At 57.3% G+C, this 16,880-nt stretch carries 11 protein-coding genes; 5 read left to right on the top strand and 6 right to left on the bottom strand.

The annotated features are described in order from the left end of the window. Window positions 1-72: 72 nt before the first annotated feature. Window positions 73-558: an acyloxyacyl hydrolase gene (locus ACR0L9_RS13595; protein ID WP_170404502.1), complete on the bottom strand. Its 486-nt coding sequence runs from the start codon at window positions 556-558 to the stop codon at window positions 73-75. Between the two features lie 202 nt (window positions 559-760). Here ACR0L9_RS13595 and ychF point away from each other — a divergent pair, with 202 nt between their 5' ends. Continuing rightward, window positions 761-1,858 (top strand): redox-regulated ATPase YchF, encoded by a 1,098-nt coding sequence (ychF, locus tag ACR0L9_RS13590; RefSeq protein ID WP_480895859.1) that lies wholly within the window; start codon window positions 761-763, stop codon window positions 1,856-1,858. Between the two features lie 28 nt (window positions 1,859-1,886). Here the strand turns inward: ychF and ACR0L9_RS13585 are convergent, their stop codons facing one another. Continuing rightward, window positions 1,887-2,315, bottom strand: coding sequence for a DUF4275 family protein (locus ACR0L9_RS13585; RefSeq protein WP_480895858.1), 429 nt, complete (start codon window positions 2,313-2,315; stop codon window positions 1,887-1,889). A gap of 269 nt (window positions 2,316-2,584) precedes the next feature. Between ACR0L9_RS13585 and ACR0L9_RS13580 the strand changes: the two genes are divergently transcribed. The 3 genes from ACR0L9_RS13580 (at window position 2,585) to fdhF (ending at window position 8,053) form a co-directional block, all read left to right on the top strand. After that, window positions 2,585-3,466 carry a LysR family transcriptional regulator gene (locus ACR0L9_RS13580; RefSeq protein WP_170404498.1) on the top strand — a complete coding sequence of 294 codons (882 nt, stop codon included), beginning with the start codon at window positions 2,585-2,587 and terminating at the stop codon, window positions 3,464-3,466. Between the two features lie 85 nt (window positions 3,467-3,551). Beyond that, window positions 3,552-5,255 (top strand): NAD(P)H-dependent oxidoreductase subunit E, encoded by a 1,704-nt coding sequence (locus tag ACR0L9_RS13575; RefSeq protein WP_480895857.1) that lies wholly within the window; start codon window positions 3,552-3,554, stop codon window positions 5,253-5,255. Window positions 5,256-5,266: 11 nt separating this feature from the next. Beyond that, window positions 5,267-8,053, top strand: a complete 2,787-nt coding sequence (fdhF, locus tag ACR0L9_RS13570) for a formate dehydrogenase subunit alpha (protein WP_480895856.1) — start codon at window positions 5,267-5,269, stop codon at window positions 8,051-8,053. A gap of 47 nt (window positions 8,054-8,100) precedes the next feature. Here the strand turns inward: fdhF and ACR0L9_RS13565 are convergent, their stop codons facing one another. From ACR0L9_RS13565 to ACR0L9_RS13555, 3 genes are all read right to left on the bottom strand, one after another. Further along, window positions 8,101-12,183, bottom strand: coding sequence for a translocation/assembly module TamB domain-containing protein (locus ACR0L9_RS13565; RefSeq protein WP_480895855.1), 4,083 nt, complete (start codon window positions 12,181-12,183; stop codon window positions 8,101-8,103). Then, window positions 12,183-13,988: an autotransporter assembly complex protein TamA gene (locus ACR0L9_RS13560; RefSeq protein WP_480895854.1), complete on the bottom strand. Its 1,806-nt coding sequence runs from the start codon at window positions 13,986-13,988 to the stop codon at window positions 12,183-12,185. Before ACR0L9_RS13560 ends, ACR0L9_RS13565 begins: the two co-directional genes overlap by 1 nt. 153 nt (window positions 13,989-14,141) lie before the next feature. Further along, window positions 14,142-15,365: a urate hydroxylase PuuD gene (locus tag ACR0L9_RS13555; RefSeq protein ID WP_170397471.1), complete on the bottom strand. Its 1,224-nt coding sequence runs from the start codon at window positions 15,363-15,365 to the stop codon at window positions 14,142-14,144. A 95-nt stretch (window positions 15,366-15,460) separates the two neighbouring features. On the opposite strand from ACR0L9_RS13555, the gene ACR0L9_RS13550 reads away from it, so the two are divergent. Continuing rightward, window positions 15,461-16,375, top strand: coding sequence for a LysR family transcriptional regulator (locus ACR0L9_RS13550; RefSeq protein ID WP_170511345.1), 915 nt, complete (start codon window positions 15,461-15,463; stop codon window positions 16,373-16,375). Window positions 16,376-16,377: 2 nt separating this feature from the next. Here the strand turns inward: ACR0L9_RS13550 and uraH are convergent, their stop codons facing one another. Continuing rightward, the gene (uraH, locus tag ACR0L9_RS13545; RefSeq protein WP_480612704.1) at window positions 16,378-16,734 is read right to left on the bottom strand and encodes a hydroxyisourate hydrolase; all 357 of its coding nucleotides are present in this window, start codon (window positions 16,732-16,734) and stop codon (window positions 16,378-16,380) included. Window positions 16,735-16,880: the final 146 nt, after the last annotated feature.

Genomic DNA, 16,880 nt, shown 5'->3' with positions numbered 1-16,880 from the left:
CCTTGCACTCGGGTTTGGATCTGATGTGCAGAAACTTTCGCTGAAAATCAATCCCGCTTGGTGGGCTTGCGATCAGAAGGCGTAATGGTATCTCAGCAAAAGTGCGTTTACACCTGGGTTGTCTTCCTGCGTGCTGGCGTTGGATATATGAGTGATAGCGGCAGACAGTTTGTTGCCGCTTTCCAGCGTATAGCCAAGGCCCAGTAAGCTGCGTATCTGAAAACTGCCGCCCAGATCATTCAGTTCGTTGGATTCACTATAGTATCCCGGCATGACACTGCCCTCGATGAACCAACGGTCCGCAAAAGTGTAAAGCCCGATCAGGCCCGCGCCAACATGCGTGTCACCGTCGGTATCAACAGACAGGGACGCACCCCAGGTGGCGCTGAAACGGGTCGCTTCGTAGAAAGAGCGATGCTGGTATTCCAGCGAAACAATCGCCTGATCTTCGCTCTCAGCGCTGGAATAATCTGCGTAGCCTGCTCCGAAAATGATGGATTGGGCCTGTGCTGCAGTAGCGGCTGTCAGCGCAAAAGCCAGAATAACAAGGGATTTCATTTTTACCTACTATGTCCGTCGTTCGTTGGTATTGGTTTTATTGAGGAATGTAGGTGCATGTTTTCAATGGACGCAAGAACACAAATCGATGTCGATTTTTTGATGTGGCAGAATAGACTCGCGGCTGTGTTCAGGCACTTTGCCTTGCGCATTGCACTGGACCTGCCTAGAAGCGGCGCTCGAATGGTATCAGGAGGCCGTCATGGGCTTTAAAATGGGAATCGTGGGTTTGCCGAATGTTGGCAAGTCGACTCTCTTCAACGCACTGACCAAAACTGCGGCAGCTCAGGCGGCGAATTTCCCGTTCTGCACCATCGAACCCAATGTGGGGGATGTCGCCGTTCCTGATGACCGGCTGGATAAACTGGCGGCGATTGCGTCCTCGAAACAGATTATTCCAACCCGCATGACCTTTGTGGATATCGCGGGGTTGGTGAAAGGGGCCTCGAAAGGCGAGGGGCTGGGCAACCAGTTCCTGGCAAACATCCGCGAGACCGACGCAATCGCCCATGTGCTGCGTTGTTTCGAAGATGGTGACGTGACCCATGTGGATGGCCGCGTTGATCCGGTGGCCGATGCCGATACGATCGAAACCGAGCTGATGCTGGCCGATCTGGAAAGCATCGAAAAGCGTCGCGCCAATCTGGTGCGCAAGCTGAAGGGCAATGACAAAGAAGCGCAACAGCAGGACCGCCTGCTGGCCGAGGCGCAGGAGATGCTGGAAAACGGCAAGCCAGCGCGTCTGGTTGAAGTGTCTGATGAAGACGCCAAGGCATGGAAAATGCTGCAACTTCTGACCACCAAGCCGGTGCTTTATGTCTGCAACGTGTCCGAAGAAGAGGCCGCCGAAGGCAACGAGTACTCTGCCAAAGTCGCTGAGATGGCTGCCGCGCAAGGTAATGCTCATGTCATTATCAGTGCCAAGATCGAGGAAGAGATCAGCCTTCTGGAAGACGGCGAGGCACAGATGTTCTTAGAGGAAATGGGTCTGGAAGAGCCCGGCCTCGACCGTCTGATCCGCGCGGGCTACGACTTGCTTAAGCTGGAAACCTATTTCACCGTCGGCCCGAAAGAGGCCCGGGCCTGGACCATCCGCACCGGCACCGCCGCACCACAGGCCGCAGGTGTCATCCACGGAGACTTTGAGAAGGGCTTCATCCGCGCCGAGACTATCGCCTATAACGACTACATCGCTGCCAATGGCGAACAAGGTGCCAAAGAGGCGGGTAAGATGCGGGCCGAAGGGAAGGGCTACATCGTCAAGGATGGCGATGTGATGCACTTTTTGTTCAACACCTGAGAAGCCACCAAAGCAGTCACTGCTCAGCTTATAACCTCGGATTTTCTGCGAAGAACGGGCCGATATCGGGTTGCTCGTGCGTGAATGCCATTGTCCACTTCATGTTGTGGTGGGCTACGTAGATATCCGCGCCAAAAGATGTGAAATCTGGATATGTTTCTGAGACGCAGCGATACGACCATTTGATATCTTCATCAAAGATAACATACGCGGCAGGCCACTGGTTCTTATAGGCATTTAAAGCGTCATCGCCCGCCCGCGCGATTTGAAACCCGTAACTGAAACCATGCCAGCGGAAGCGATTGTGAATCCAGGAACCGGTTGATTTCTTTACGTTCCCGGCGAATGTCTGATGCCAGCATTGAACAACCTCACCACCTTCTTTGGAATTGAGAGGATCAAAATCGACGCATTCACGCACCAAGAAGTCCTCAATTTGGTTTCTCGCAGGGTTCATGGAATAATTCGGTTCTATGTTGTTGTTGAACCGGCATATCGCGCGTTAAGGCGAAGTGTCAAAACCGCTCAGGTGGCAAGATGCGATCCTGTTAGTTTCATTTGGGCTGGAACAGCAGTTCGGCAGGCTCAACCACCCGAGTATTGCATGTATCTGAAGCGCCGATCCTGTGGCAGCCAACAAATTGACGATGCTCGCAACTCGCACATTTCTCTTGTGCAGAAATGTGGTTAGTTTGGATTTTGACCTGATACTTGAGACAGCTCTAGATGATCGAAATCCGCGACCTGCAATTGCTCAGCGCATTGGCGCGGCATCGTCATTTCGCTAAGGCAGCTGAGGAATGCGGGATTTCACAGCCTGCGTTCTCGATGCGAATCCGAAACCTGGAGGATCGGCTGGGTGTCTCCATCGTTCGCCGTGCAAACCGATTTCAGGGGCTGACCGAAGAGGGCGAGATGATTGTTCAGCGCGCGCGGCGCATTCTCGACGACACCAAGGCTTTGGAACAACAGGTGCTCGCTGCAAAGGGTGAGATCACCGGCACGCTTATTTTGGGTGTGATCCCTACAGCGATTGCCTTCACCGGGCGTCTTACGAAGCGGTTGCGCGATGCGCATCCACGTATCGTGACCCGGATTGAAACAATGTCTGCAACGGCCATTCAGCACCGGTTGGACGAAGGAAGTCTGGATGCTGGCATCACTTATGGCGACAGTATCGGTACCGATCTACGGCAAGTGCAGCGCTTGTACGAAGAAACTTATGTCCTATTGGTCCCGTCGCATATGACCGATGAGACAGGCCCGATCCCATGGGCCCGCGTGGCCGAGTTTCCCCTGAGCCTGCTGGAACCACAGATGCAGAACCGGCGGATTTTGGATCGGATATTCGCCGAACAGGGCTTGCACCCGGATATTGTAGCCGAGACAAGCGGATTCACAGCCTCGATGGTCATGGCACGCGAGGGGCTAGCGGCCACCGTGATTCCACGCGTGCTGGTGCGGGCGCTGGGCGACCTGAAGGACACAAGGGTGCTGTCCCTGATCGAACCCGTGGTGAGCAAGCCGATTTGTCTGGCCACACTCACTCGTGACCCGGAATTGCCCACGGTCGCGGCCTTGCGCACAGTGATGGCGTCTTTGCGGTGATAAATTGTCGTTATCGTGCGATTGAAATATGCGATTTGACGATATGCTAGTCTGATGAGACACGGGGCCTCAATCGGAGGGCATCATGGCACCATTAGACACCAAGCCATCAGGCGCGCCAAAGGGCGTCTGGAAGTCAGGTAAAGGCAAGGGGCGGCACACGCCCAAAGGCCGTCAATTCTCGGACGAGGCACAAGCAGAAATTGCAGGTCTGCTGGGCGACCGTCCGCGACGTCGCGATCTGCTGATTGAATTTCTGCATTTGATTCAGGACGCACACGGCCATATCAGCGCCGACCACATCGCCGCCCTAGCGGTTGAGATGCGGATCGGGCAGGCCGAGATTTACGAGACCGCCACCTTCTACGCCCATTTCGATGTGGTGAAAGAAGGCGAGACGCCCCCTCCGGTGTTGACGATCCGCGTGTGTGATTCGCTGTCCTGCGAAATGGCCGGTGCCCAGCAGCTGCAAAAAGCGCTGGAAGAGGGTTTGGATGCCTCGCAGGTCCGCGTTGTCCGTGCGCCCTGCATGGGACGCTGCGACACCGCTCCAGTGCTGGAGATCGGTCACAACCACATCGACCACGCGACCCCCGAAAAGGTGCAGGCCGCGATTGCGGCGAATGACACCCACGCCCATCTGCCCGATTACGAAGCCTTTGCGGTTTATGAAGCCAATGGCGGCTACGCCAAACTGAAAGAGCTGCGCGAGGGCGGCGATTGGGAGAAGGTGCAGGAAGACGTTCTGTCCTCGGGCCTGCGTGGTCTGGGCGGCGCTGGCTTCCCGTCGGGCAAGAAATGGGGCTTTGTTCGCATGAATGAAGGCCAGCGTTATCTGGCTGTCAACGGCGATGAGGGCGAGCCTGGGACATTCAAGGACCGCTACTATCTTGAGCGCACGCCGCATGTCTTCCTCGAAGGGATGCTGATCGCCGCTTGGGCCGTCGAGGCAGAGACCTGCTTTATCTATATGCGCGACGAATACCCGGCAGTTCTGGAAATCCTGCGTCGTGAGATTGCCGCGCTCGAACAAGCCGGGATCGTCGAAGAAGGCTATATCGACCTGCGCCGTGGTGCTGGCGCTTACATCTGCGGTGAAGAATCCGCGATGATCGAGTCGATCGAAGGTAAGAAAGGCCTGCCGCGTCACCGCCCTCCGTTCGTGGCGCAGGTTGGGGTCTTTAACCGTCCGACCTTGGTGCACAATGTCGAGACGCTCTATTGGGTGACCAAAGTTTGCCGTGAAGGGCCTGAATGCCTTAACAGCACCGAAAAGAACGGTCGCAAGGGTTTGCGTAGCTATTCGGTCTCGGGTCGTGTCGCAAAGCCGGGCGTTTACCTTCTGCCCGCTGGCTCGACCATTCTGGACGTGATCGAGGCTGCCGGAGGCATGGCCGGGGGCCAGACCTTCAAGGCTTATCAGCCGGGTGGTCCATCCTCGGGTCTGTTGCCTGCATCGATGGATGACATCCCGCTGGATTTCGACACGTTGCAACCACATGGCACCTTCATCGGGTCCGCTGCGGTTGTGGTTCTGTCCGATCAGGACACCGCCCGCGATGCGGCACTGAACATGCTGCGCTTTTTCGAAGACGAAAGCTGCGGCCAGTGCACGCCCTGCCGCGCAGGCTGCGAAAAGGCGGTCAAGCTGATGCAAGCCGACAAATGGGATCAGGACCTGCTGGAAGACCTGTGTCAGGTCATGGGCGATGCCTCGATCTGCGGTCTGGGGCAGGCGGCCCCGAACCCGATCCGCCTGGTCATGAAACATTTCGCTGACGAAATCTGAGGGAGACAGCCATGCTTGATGCAAGCCCAAACAAGACCGTCACCTTCAACCTGAATGGCGAAGATGTCACCGTGCCCGAGGGCTGGACCATCTGGGAAGCCGCAAAGGGGCAGGGGTTCACTATCCCTCACCTGTGTCACAAGCCGCAACCCGGTTACAAACCCGACGGCAATTGCCGTGCCTGCATGGTCGAGGTAGAAGGCGAGCGCACGCTGGTCGCCTCGTGCATCCGTCCGGCAGCCGACGGCATGGTGGTTAAGACCGACAGCGACCGGGCCGAGAAATCGCGCGCGATGGTCATGGAGCTGTTGGTCGCGGATCAGCCTGAGGAAGCGCACGACACCTCCAGCCACTTCTGGGATATGGCCAAGCTGAACGATGTCAGCGACAGCCGTTTCCCGGCGAAAGAGGCCGAGAAAATCCCGCTGTTGGATGACAGCCACGTTGCGATGCGCGTCAATCTGGACGCCTGCATCAACTGCAACCTCTGCGTCCGGGCCTGCCGCGACGTGCAGGTCAACGACGTGATTGGTATGGCCGGTCGTGGCCACACAGCGCAGGTGGTGTTCGACCAGAACGACCCGATGGGTGCTTCGACCTGTGTGGCTTGTGGTGAATGCGTGCAGGCCTGCCCGACCGGTGCTTTGATGCCAGCAACCGTACTGGATGACCAGCAGCGAGGCGACAGCAAGGACTACGACTCGGAAACGGAAAGCGTCTGCCCGTTCTGCGGCGTGGGCTGTAAGGTTTCGCTCAAGGTCAAAGACGGTAAGGTGAAGTATGTCGAGGGCATCAACGGCCCTGCAAACGAAGGTCGTCTGTGCGTCAAAGGCCGCTTTGGCTTTGACTACATTCACCATCCGCATCGCCTGACCAAGCCGCTGATCCGTCGCGAGGATGCTCCAGCCAAGGGATTGAACGTCGATCCCGGCAACCTGGATACCCATTTCCGTGAAGCAACGTGGGAAGAGGCGATGGATCTGGCCGCCACCAAGCTGATGGACTTGCGCGACGAAGACCCACGCAGCGTTGCAGGCTTCGGCTCGGCCAAGTGCACCAACGAAGAAGCCTATCTGTTCCAGAAGTTCATCCGTCAGGGCTTCCGCCACAACAACGTCGACCACTGCACCCGTCTGTGCCACGCGTCATCTGTTGCGGCCCTGATTGAGAATGTGGGCTCGGGCGCTGTGACCGCGACCTTCAACGAGATCGAAAACGCGGATGTGGCGATCATCATCGGGGCCAACCCGATTGAAAACCACCCTGTCGCTGCGACCTACTTCAAGCAGTTCACCAAACGTGGTGGCAAGCTGATAGTTATGGACCCGCGCGGCGTTGGGATGCGTAAGTTTGCTGATGAGATGCTTCAATTCCGTCCCGGTGCGGATGTTTCGATGCTGAACGCGATCATGAACGTGATCGTCGAAGAAGAGCTCTATGACAGCCAGTACATCCACCGCTGGACCGAAAACTGGGAAGCCGAAAAAGAACACCTGCGCCAGTTCACGCCTGAGGCTATGTCGCCGATCTGTGGCATCGAACCGGATCAACTGCGCCGAGTGGCGCGCACCTTTGCGCAAGCCAAGGCCGGTCTGATTTTCTGGGGTATGGGTGTCAGCCAGCACATCCATGGCACCGACAACTCGCGCTGCTTGATCTCGTTGGCTCTGATGACCGGCAATGTTGGTAAACCCGGTGCAGGTCTTCACCCTCTGCGCGGGCAGAACAACGTGCAAGGTGCCTCAGACGCGGGCCTGATCCCGATGTTCCTGCCGGACTATCAGTCCGTTACCGACGACGGCATTCGGGCCAAGTTCACCAACGTCTGGAATGACGACCGCGACTTCTCGAACGAGAAGGGGCTGACCGTCACCGAGATCATCGATCAGGCTTATGCGGGCAACATCAAGGGTATGTACATCCAGGGGGAAAACCCTGCTATGTCCGACCCCGATGTGAATCACGCGCGCGACGCACTGGCCAAGCTGGAACTGATGATCGTGCAGGATATCTTCCTGACCGAAACGGCGAACTATGCCGACATCATTCTGCCCGCCTCAGCGCTCTATGAGAAGAACGGCACCGTGTCGAACACCAACCGTCAGGTACAGCGTGTGCGGCCCGCCGTGACCCCTCCGGGTGAGGCGCGCGAGGATTGGAAGATCACCGTTGAGCTGGCGCAGCGGATCGGTTTGAACTGGGATTATTCCGATGTTTCTCAGGTCTTTGCTGAGATGAAGCTGACGATGAATTCGCTCGACAACATCACGTGGGAACGGCTTGAGACGGAGACGATCACTTACCCGTCACTGTCCGAGACAGACCCAGGTCAGGCGATTGTGTTCGGCGATGGTTTCCCACGTGCGGATGGTCGCGCCCGGTTCACGCCAGCCAGTGTCATCCCACCGGATGAGGCCCCGGATGATGAATACCCGATGATCGCCACTACAGGCCGCCAGCTGGAGCATTGGCATACCGGGTCGATGACGCGCCGGTCCAACGTTCTGGATGCCGTGGAACCTGAAGCGAACTGCTCGATGAACCCGCGTACATTGAAACTGATGGGGATTGAGCCGGGCGATATGATTCGTCTGACTACTCGCCGCGGTTCGATTGAAATCATGGTGCGGGCCGACCGGGCGATTGCCGAAGATATGGTGTTCATCCCGTTCGCTTATGTCGAGGCGGCGGCGAATATCCTGACCAACTCGGCCATCGATCCTTATGGCAAGATCCCCGAGTTCAAGTTCTCGGCAATTCGCGTCGAAAAGATCGCAGACGCCGTCGCGGCGGAATAGTCTTCAATCAACTGAAAAAAGGCGGCCCTTTGGGGTCGCCTTTATTTTCAGTAGTCGCGTTCGAAAAAGATACCCAAACCCGTCTCGCCTCGGCCATCCACGGTGCCGCGAACCGTGAAGCTGTCGGTGACGTCGAGGTTCAAATTCACCTCGGTGTCACCTTCGGTATTGACGGTGAAATCGGTGTAGAGATTGTCGCTTAGATATGCGCCCGCACCAAGGCTGCCCCCACCGCCCTCAGTCGCGCCAAGGTCGATAGTGTCCAGGCCCGTGGCCTCGCGCACCCCTTTGGTAGTATCCCCGCCGGCGCCGCTGAGTTGGGCCAATGAGGCCGCCATCTGCGCAATGACAAACGGTGACAGTTCTGAGAACCGGTTGCCGAACAAGAGCATTGCTAGCGCTTCCTCGGTCGGGCGTTCAGGATCTGAGAATACGTCGACCTCGGGTGAGTCCAGCGGCCCGGCGATCTCGATCGTTGCGGTGCCGTCCGAGGTGCTGGAGGACGATTCAAACTCGATATATGGCGTCAGGTCACCCTGCAGGGTGACCACACCCTTAGTCAGCGCAAGGCGGCGACCAAGGATATCGATATTACCGCGGATAAGCTCAATCTGGCCTGACGGCACAACAGAAGTTGTAGTTCCACCAATCTGTATGCGACCGCCCAGTTCCGCGTTCACGCCGCGTCCTCGGACAAAGACTGCCTTGGGTGCAAGCAATCCGATGTCGAGCGACATGCGCGAGTTGCTTTTAGTCTCATCCTCGGTTTCCACCAGATTGGCGCGTTCCCGCGTTACGAAACCGGCACGGCTTTCGTTCAGGTGTTGGATCGTCGGAATTGGTGCTGCGCCGACTGCTCCTGCGGCGGCTGCAAGATTGATGTTGGTTTCGCCAAAGTTGATCTGCCCGGCCAGCGAACTGTTCCCGGCCAATGCCCCGGTCAGGGCGATCTGACCGTTCAATGTGGTTTCATAGAGCAGCTTGTCTGTCAGCACGAGATTGTTGAGCGCTGTGGTTATCTGGGCGTTGAAGGGTGGCGTCAGATCAATCGGGCCGTTGACGGTAAACCCTCCGCCCGCGCGTAACCCACCCTGCAGTGCAATCGTGGCGCGGCTTTGCGCGATGTTTACGGAACCCCCGATGCCAGTGATTGTCTGTCCCACATCGGGCAAGGCCATCGACGCGCCGGATGTTGAAATCGTTCCGCTAAGCGCATCCAGCGCAGGTGCCCCTTTCAAGGCCAGATCGAACCGGGCAGTACCGGCCAGATTGTTGGGAGAGATAAATGCATTGGCGATACCGATGTTGACACCGCCCTGCATCTTCAGGTCCGCTTCGCCGCTGGTTTCGTTAAAGGTCCCGGCAACCGTTGTATTGATATCGGCGGGGCCATTAGCCTTTGCGTCGATGGTCCACATCCCGGCGTCGCGGCGGGCGGTACCACTGGCGGCGACGGTTCCGGGGAAATCGGGCACAAAACGTTCGACCCGATTCAGGCGGGCGTCAAAATTTAGATCCGCGGTGCCACCGGTTTCTACGGTTCCGGTTAAATTGGCGTACGAGCTATCAGGTCCCTGCAGGCGCGCATTGCCTTCCAAACCGGACCCTGTCGGGGCGACGTTGCCATCCAGCGTGAGCGGCCCGGACAATGTCGAAGATAGACGGCCGATGTCGTCCAGCATGGCCGAGAAATCGAGGCCACCGGCCTCCCGATCCAATCGGCCCGATGCATCTGCGGTCAGCGCGGTTCCGTTCAGACTGAAAGTGCGGATGTTCAGCCCCTGATCATCGTTGGCGGCATCCACGTTCAGCGTGGTTCGTCCCTGTACCAACGCATCTACGGCTTGGATACCCGTGGCAAGGTCGTCTGCGCTCAGGTTGCCTTTGATATCAAAGGCCTTGCTGCTTTGCGCGGCCCGACCGGTGACGTCGGCATCAATCGACCCGGCCAGATCAAGCCCGGCGAGGCCGGAGAACAAAGACAGGTCGGGGGCGTTCAGCTTGGCGCTTCCATCCACCGCGATGTTTCCGGTGGGGTCATCGATGGTTGCGCCTACCTCAGCAGTAATCGCAGCACTTTTGACCGTGGCGTTTCGAATAACGATTTGGTTGCCCGAATGCGCACCGTCCAGATTGATTGATGTCCGGCCTTTCAACAGCGGGTCGAACTCGCTCATCCCGGTTTCGATATTTGTTCCGATCACGCTGGCTTGGCCGTCGAATTCCAACGTCTGTACGGTGCCTTTGCCATCCAGCCGGGCCTGTAATGCGCCCGCCAGATCACGCTGTGCGATGCCTGAGAACACCGCCAGATTTGGGGCGTTCACGCTGGCCTGACCGTCAATCGTCAGATTGCCATTTGGCGTCGTGACCGTGCCGCTGGCCTGCGCTGTCAGAGCGTCGCCATTCACGGTGAAATCGCGAATTGTTACCCCATCGGTGTCGCGTTTGGCATCCAGAACGATTTCGGTTTCACCCGTGATCATTGGATCAATATCGTCACGCCCGGTCACCAGATCACGCCCATTCACCGTGACCTTGCCGTCAAAGCTGCGTTCCAGTGGCGAGCCCTTTCCAGCCACCTGGACCGAAGCCTCGCCACCAAGCTGAAGCTGTGCCAGGTCCGAGAACCGCGACAGGTCGGTCGCCTGCAGCAGTGCCGTGCCATCAACCTGCAACCCGGTCGCAAGCCCGCTGATCAACGCATCAGCGTCTAGGGTATAGTCGCTGCCGACCAGTTCGACCCCGGACAATTGCAATGTCTGGTCGCTGCCGTACTCGAACTGTCCATCCAGTGTGATCTGATTTCCGACGGCGGCATTCAGTGCGACATCTGTCAGATCAATGCCATCGAGCACAGCCTGCAGATCGCCATCGACCGACAGCCCGCTGGATTGATCTAGCGTGCCTTGCCCGCTGATCCGTGCATGATCGAGGTTCAGGTTGGGGGTTTCAATCTTGTTGGTCGTCAGGCTCAGGTCCCAGAGATTGCCATTCTCGGTATTGTACAAGGCCGAAATCTGAGCCGCGCCGATTGACGTATCGCCGCCGCTGACGGGCAGAACGACCTTGTCACCTTCCGGCGGTGTAATACGACCTTGCAGGGCGACCAGTTTCAGAACACCACCCGAAGCAAGGCTGAGTTCGCTTTTGAGGTCCAGCGCTTCCGAGGTAATCTCGATATCCGATATATCCAGCGCCCCGTCAGAATGGGTGCGCCCATCTACAAACAGCCGTGTGTCGGTACCGAAGAACGTGTCCATCTCTTCGGCCAGAAACGGCGTCAGGTCGCCTCCGACATCGGCAGTAAACGCGATTCCATCGGAGGCGTTGCCACTCTCTTCGGCCGTGCGCAGTCGTACCTGACCGGACACGCGAAGCTGCTGATCGCTGCTTAGACCGATATCAGCATTAAAATCCGTTATCGGCCCCGAGCCTTTTGCAGTCAGCTCAAGCGGCGGGGCATCGGGGATGGACAGGGCCGTTGCGATCAGACCGCCTGATGCTTCGGCTACGGTCAAGTCCAGATCGATCTGGCGGCTGTCGTTCTGAAAGCCTGCTTTCAGATCAATCGTGTCCCCGGCGCGGTCCAGTCGGTCGATATCCAGCGTAGTATCCAGTGTTCCATCAGCCAGCGATAGGTTGCCGTTCACGGCAAGTTCGGCAGCGACGCCGATCAGCGGCTCACCCAGAGACAGGTCATCGACACGCAGCTCTCCGATTTCGATCGAGACCGGAAGTTCAGGCAGTTGGAAGGGTTGGGTTTCGGCTGAAGGGGGCGGTGCGTCCTTAGTTGTTGGACCAGGTGCGCGGGCGATATCGATTTCCTGCGCCGATAGTGTGTTGACCGAGAACCGACCGCGCAGCAGTGCCAATCGGTTCCAGTCCAATTCAGCGTTTTTAATGGTGAGCCAGACGCCGTCGTCATCGGCGACTGTGATTTCCTGAATAGTCGCACGCGAACTCAGAGCACCTTCAAGGCCGATCACCCGCACATTCTGATCATCACCGGACAGGGTATCTTGCAGAAACTGCTCGATCATGCTGCCGCCCTCGTCCTGAGCGGTCGCCGCGATGGGAACGGTGATCGCTGCTGAACTTAGCAACAGGGGATATACAACGCGACGCATCAAAAGGCCTGCCCGATCCCGAGGTAGAATTGCAGCCCGTCACCCGTATCGCCCTGAACCGGCACCGCAAGGTCAAAGCGCAAGGGCCCGAAGCCGCCCAGATCATAACGGATCCCAAGGCCCGCGCCAGAATGCTCTTCCGCGCCGCTGCCGATGAATGAGGACGTGTCGACCACACCGTAGTCATAAAACCCAACCAACGAGATTGCGTCAGTGACTTTGCCTCGGACCTCGGCTGAGAGCCCCAGAAAAGATTTGCCACCGGCGACACCATCCCCGACGGGGATACCTAGGCTTTCAAATGGCTGACCCCGTACTGTACCGGCACCACCCGAGAAGAACAGGAAATCTGGAGTCACACCATCTGCCGGAGGTCCGAGGACCGATCCCAACTGCACCCGGCCTGCCAACACCAGCCGACCGGCGGTGCCCAGATCGTTATAGGCGCGACCGTCAAAGAACATTCTCAGGCCGGTATCCGATCCGGAGAACCCGACAAAGGGCATGACTTGCGAGTCCAGATAATAGCCGCGCGTCGCGCTGACCTTGCTGTCGCGTTCATCCCATTCTGACCGGAACGGAAGAATGAAGTATCGAAACTTGCGCCCATCGCCATAGGCGTCATCTGCGTCCGACCATTGGAAACCTGCCGAGGCTTCGGCGTAGAGGCGGTCAGAGAATGTGCGGCGTGCACCATATGCAAGCGAGGCGACGGTGACGTTGTAGTTTTCGGTATTGCGCCGCTCCAACAGTGCGCTCCAGAATGTATTGTCGTCAGGGCCCAGACGATCAGGTTGATCCAGCCGCAGACCAATGCGTCCATCGATATCCTCGGCACCGCCGATATTGCGGATTGCCGCCTCGAACCGCAGCCTTTCGGCTCGCCGGAAAACGTTTCGATGGGTCCACGTAGCGGTAAGATCAACCCCGTCGCGCGAGGCAATCTCGGCTCCAAAGGTCAGGCGGCGCGGTGGCAGGTCTTCAAACGTCGCGTCGAAATCAAGCGTGCCATCCGGGTTGGGTTCTTCATGTTCCTTGAGCGAAACCGTAGCGAATGTGCCGGTGCGCCGCAGGCGGGTGCCAACCTTTTGGACCTGTTCAGGCGAATAAACCTCACCCGACGGGAAGCCTGCGACTTTCTCGATCGATCGATGGCGGACATTTGTATCGCCCTGAATGATCATTTTACCGAACCGCAGCCTTGGCCCCGGAGCCAGATCAATTGTCGCGTCCAGCCGTGCCTGCGCATGGCGCGCTATCACTTTTTGATCTTCCACTTCCGCCTTGGCATGGCCTGTATCGCGCCAGCCCTGCACCCCCGCCGAGGCCGCCTGTTGGATCGCTCCGGTGGTCGCGGTCTTGCCCGTGGCGAACTCTTCGGGCAATTCCGAGCCCGGTGCCAGCGGTTGCACGACAGCCGTTCCGAACTTGAACTTTCGCCCTGGTGTGACAAGGATAGTCGCCCGTTTGAATTGGGCTGGAACGTTCAGCGAATTGATTTTGGCGGCTTCCTGCCCGTCAAGCTTGATGCTGACGACGGGGCTGAAATAGCCTTCGTCGTACATGATCTGAACGATGGTGCGGTAGTCGGACAAAGCTGCCGACAGTATTTCCAGTGACGTATCAAGACCACGCGATTCCGAGGTGAAGATGGATGAAGTCTCTTCCAAGCGGTCGACCAGATCTTCAGATGCACCAGGGGCGGATAGGGTCGTTTCTAGCGCGGTAGCAAGATTGGGGGACAAGGCCACAAACGCACCAAAAAGCCAGCCTCTCAGATCGCTGCGCGGTCTGCTCCCTGTCATTGTCTGGCTCCAACTGCCCCAAGTCGAAATCGCTATGGCCGCGAAACAAAACGAATGCGGCGTGTTGAATTCATTTAGAGCATCTGACGGCGCTTAGGGGAAGAACTAAACAAAGTTCAGGTGTTTTTATTGGCAAACTCGTGTGCCAATCCGCTACAGACCGGCATTTCGGAACCAGCGAACAATCGCATCCCGGTCTTCAGGTTCCATATAAGTCACGTTCGCGGGAGGCATGGCATGTGTGACGCCGGATTGCAGATAAATCTGTTGCGCGTTCTGAGCAATGTCAGCTTTTGTTTCCAGCAGGACACCTTTGGGGGCCCACAGGATGCCTTCCCAGACAGGCTCGCGCGCGTGGCACATAGAACAGCGACCCAGAACTATGTCCTGTGCTTCTTCAAAGCCATCCGCTGATGCGAATTTCTGTTCGTAGGGCGTTAGTTGCCGTGCTTCGGCCTCTTCCAACGGGTCGTTCATCGAAGCGGTCGACAACCACATGATTGTCATGAACAGCAAAGCCGTTACCAACCAGGTCCAGGTTGGGTTTCCAGCGCGCGCATGGCGGGTGTTGAAATAGTGCCGGATCGTGACACCCATCAGGAAGACCAGCGCGGCGATGATCCAATTGTACTCGGTCGCAAATGCCAGCGGATAGTGGTTCGACAACATCAGAAACACGACCGGCAATGTCAGATAGTTGTTGTGGGTCGAACGCAGCTTGGCGATCTTGCCGTATTTCGGATCAGGTGTGCGCCCGTTCTTTAGATCGTCCACCACAATGCGCTGGTTTGGCATGATGATGAAAAACACATTTGCGGTCATGATTGTGGCCGTGAAGGCCCCCAGATGCAGCATCATCGCGCGACCGGTGAATATCTGGTTATAACCCCAGCCCATAATCACCAGCAGCACGAACAGAAGAACCATCAGCAATGTCGGACGCTCGCCCAATCCCGACTTGCAAAGAAAATCGTAGACCAGCCAACCGACAGTCAGCGAGGCAGCCGAGATCAATATGCCTTGCCATAGCGCCAGATCCGCCTTTTGGGCATCGATCAGATAGAGCTCTCCGCCTACCCAGTAGACGATCATCAGTAGCGCGGCACCGCTGAGCCATGTGGCGTAGCTTTCCCATTTAAACCAGGTCAGGTGGTCGGGCATACGCTCCGGAGCGACGAGATATTTCTGGATGTGATAGAATCCTCCGCCATGGACTTGCCATTCCTCGCCGTCCGCCGGTCCGGGGATATCGCGGTTCAAACCAAGATCCAGCGCGATGAAGTAGAAGGATGATCCGATCCAGGCAATCGCGGTGATAACGTGCAACCAACGCACGCCAAAACCAATCCAATCCCAGAACACGGCGAAGTCGTACATGCTTATGTCTCCGATTGCGTTGCGCCACACTAGGCAAACGGGCTTTTCTTCGGTATTCCCGTATATTGTCAAACTGTATCAAAAAAAACGATAAGATGTCCTATCTCGACAACATTCGAACCTTTGTCCGGGTCTATGACTTGGGCAGCATGTCAGCCGCCGGGCGGGATATGAGAATTTCACCTGCGGTGACGTCGGCGCGAATATCGCAGTTGGAGGATCATCTGGGAGTGCGCCTGTTTCAGCGCACAACCCGGAACCTGACACCAACGGAACAGGGGCGGGCGTTCTACCCCGGCGCGGTTGCGGTTCTGGATGCAGTTGATGAGGCAGAAGCCCAAGTCACGCATCTGACCGAAGCCCCCCGCGGGTCTCTGTTTGTTGCCGCGCCTTTAGGTGTCGGGCGCCGGTTATTGGCGCCTCATGTACCTGATTTTCTGTCAGAATACCCTGAGATTGATGTGCGTCTAAGACTGACAGACCGCTCGGTTGATCTGACCACCGAAGGCTTGGATCTGGCTTTTTTCATCGGTCAGCCCGAAGATAGCACATTGCGTATTCGCAAGATTGCGGATTGCCAGCGTGTGCTATGTGCAGCCCCTGATTACGTGAGCCGATGTGGGATGCCAGAAGCTGGATCCGATCTGATTTCAGGCAAGCATGAATGCTTGAACCTGCGCTTCCCCGGCGCGGCAGAGTTTCAGTGGATGCTGGAAACACCCGATGGCCCGAAACGATTTGCTGTCTCGGGCAGGTATGAATGTGACGATGGTGATGTTTTGACCGATTGGGCGTTGTCCGGGCAAGGTATTGCCATGAAACCCGTTTTTGAGGTGTCAGAGCACTTGAAGGCGGGGAGGCTGATCCCGGTGGCGATGAAGACGCCTCCGGTTCCCGTGCAAATGGCCTGCCTGTATACGCATCGCCGCCATCAGGACCCGAAGGCGCGGCTGTTTATGGATTTCATGATTGACCGGATCGGCAAAGTGGTTCGAAGCGCCGAAGTCTAGGGCTAGCTGCCCCGGTAAGTCGAATAGCCGTAGGGGGACAACAGCAGCGGAACGTGGTAGTGCGCGTCCGCATCGGACATGCCAAAGCGGATCGGCACCTGATCCAGAAACAGAGGATCATCGCCATCCTGACCCGTCGCGCGCAGGTAATCTCCGGCGAAGAATATCAGCTCATAAGTGCCGGTTTTAAAGTCGTTCTGCGGTAAGATCGGGCTATTGGTTCGGCCATCCGCGTTGGTTTCCATCTCGACCAGTTTACGGTGCGAGTTCCCTGACACTTTGTAGAGCGCGATTTTCAATCCCTCAGCGGGGCAGCCGCGCGCCGTGTCGAGAACGTGGGTTGTCAGATAGCCAGCCAAGGGTCTCTCCTATGTGTTTCTTTTGGTGTGCCACAGTCTGGGCCAAACCGCAAAATGGTTGAAATGCCGAAAGAACTGGAAACAGTGTTCGGATTGATTTGATAATCAATAGACCGTTTCTGCGGTAAAGCTGTCAAAACACCTAA

Source organism: Ruegeria sp. I3, from assembly GCF_056532525.1.
The sequence above is the reverse complement of the archived record's forward strand: the minus strand, read 5'-3'. Positions and strand labels throughout refer to the sequence as shown.

What these genes read in the sequence shown, in the direction of transcription:
- ACR0L9_RS13595 (WP_170404502.1), bottom strand. Translation starts at nt 558, where the DNA reads ATGAAATCCCTTGTTATTCTGGCTTTTGCGCTGACAGCCGCTACTGCA.
- ACR0L9_RS13560 (WP_480895854.1), bottom strand. Translation starts at nt 13,988, where the DNA reads ATGACAGGGAGCAGACCGCGCAGCGATCTGAGAGGCTGGCTTTTTGGT.
- ACR0L9_RS13550 (WP_170511345.1), top strand. Translation starts at nt 15,461, where the DNA reads ATGTCCTATCTCGACAACATTCGAACCTTTGTCCGGGTCTATGACTTG.
- fdhF (WP_480895856.1), top strand. Translation starts at nt 5,267, where the DNA reads ATGCTTGATGCAAGCCCAAACAAGACCGTCACCTTCAACCTGAATGGC.
- ACR0L9_RS13580 (WP_170404498.1), top strand. Translation starts at nt 2,585, where the DNA reads ATGATCGAAATCCGCGACCTGCAATTGCTCAGCGCATTGGCGCGGCAT.
- ACR0L9_RS13585 (WP_480895858.1), bottom strand. Translation starts at nt 2,315, where the DNA reads ATGAACCCTGCGAGAAACCAAATTGAGGACTTCTTGGTGCGTGAATGC.
- ychF (WP_480895859.1), top strand. Translation starts at nt 761, where the DNA reads ATGGGCTTTAAAATGGGAATCGTGGGTTTGCCGAATGTTGGCAAGTCG.
- ACR0L9_RS13575 (WP_480895857.1), top strand. Translation starts at nt 3,552, where the DNA reads ATGGCACCATTAGACACCAAGCCATCAGGCGCGCCAAAGGGCGTCTGG.
- ACR0L9_RS13555 (WP_170397471.1), bottom strand. Translation starts at nt 15,365, where the DNA reads ATGTACGACTTCGCCGTGTTCTGGGATTGGATTGGTTTTGGCGTGCGT.
- ACR0L9_RS13565 (WP_480895855.1), bottom strand. Translation starts at nt 12,183, where the DNA reads ATGCGTCGCGTTGTATATCCCCTGTTGCTAAGTTCAGCAGCGATCACC.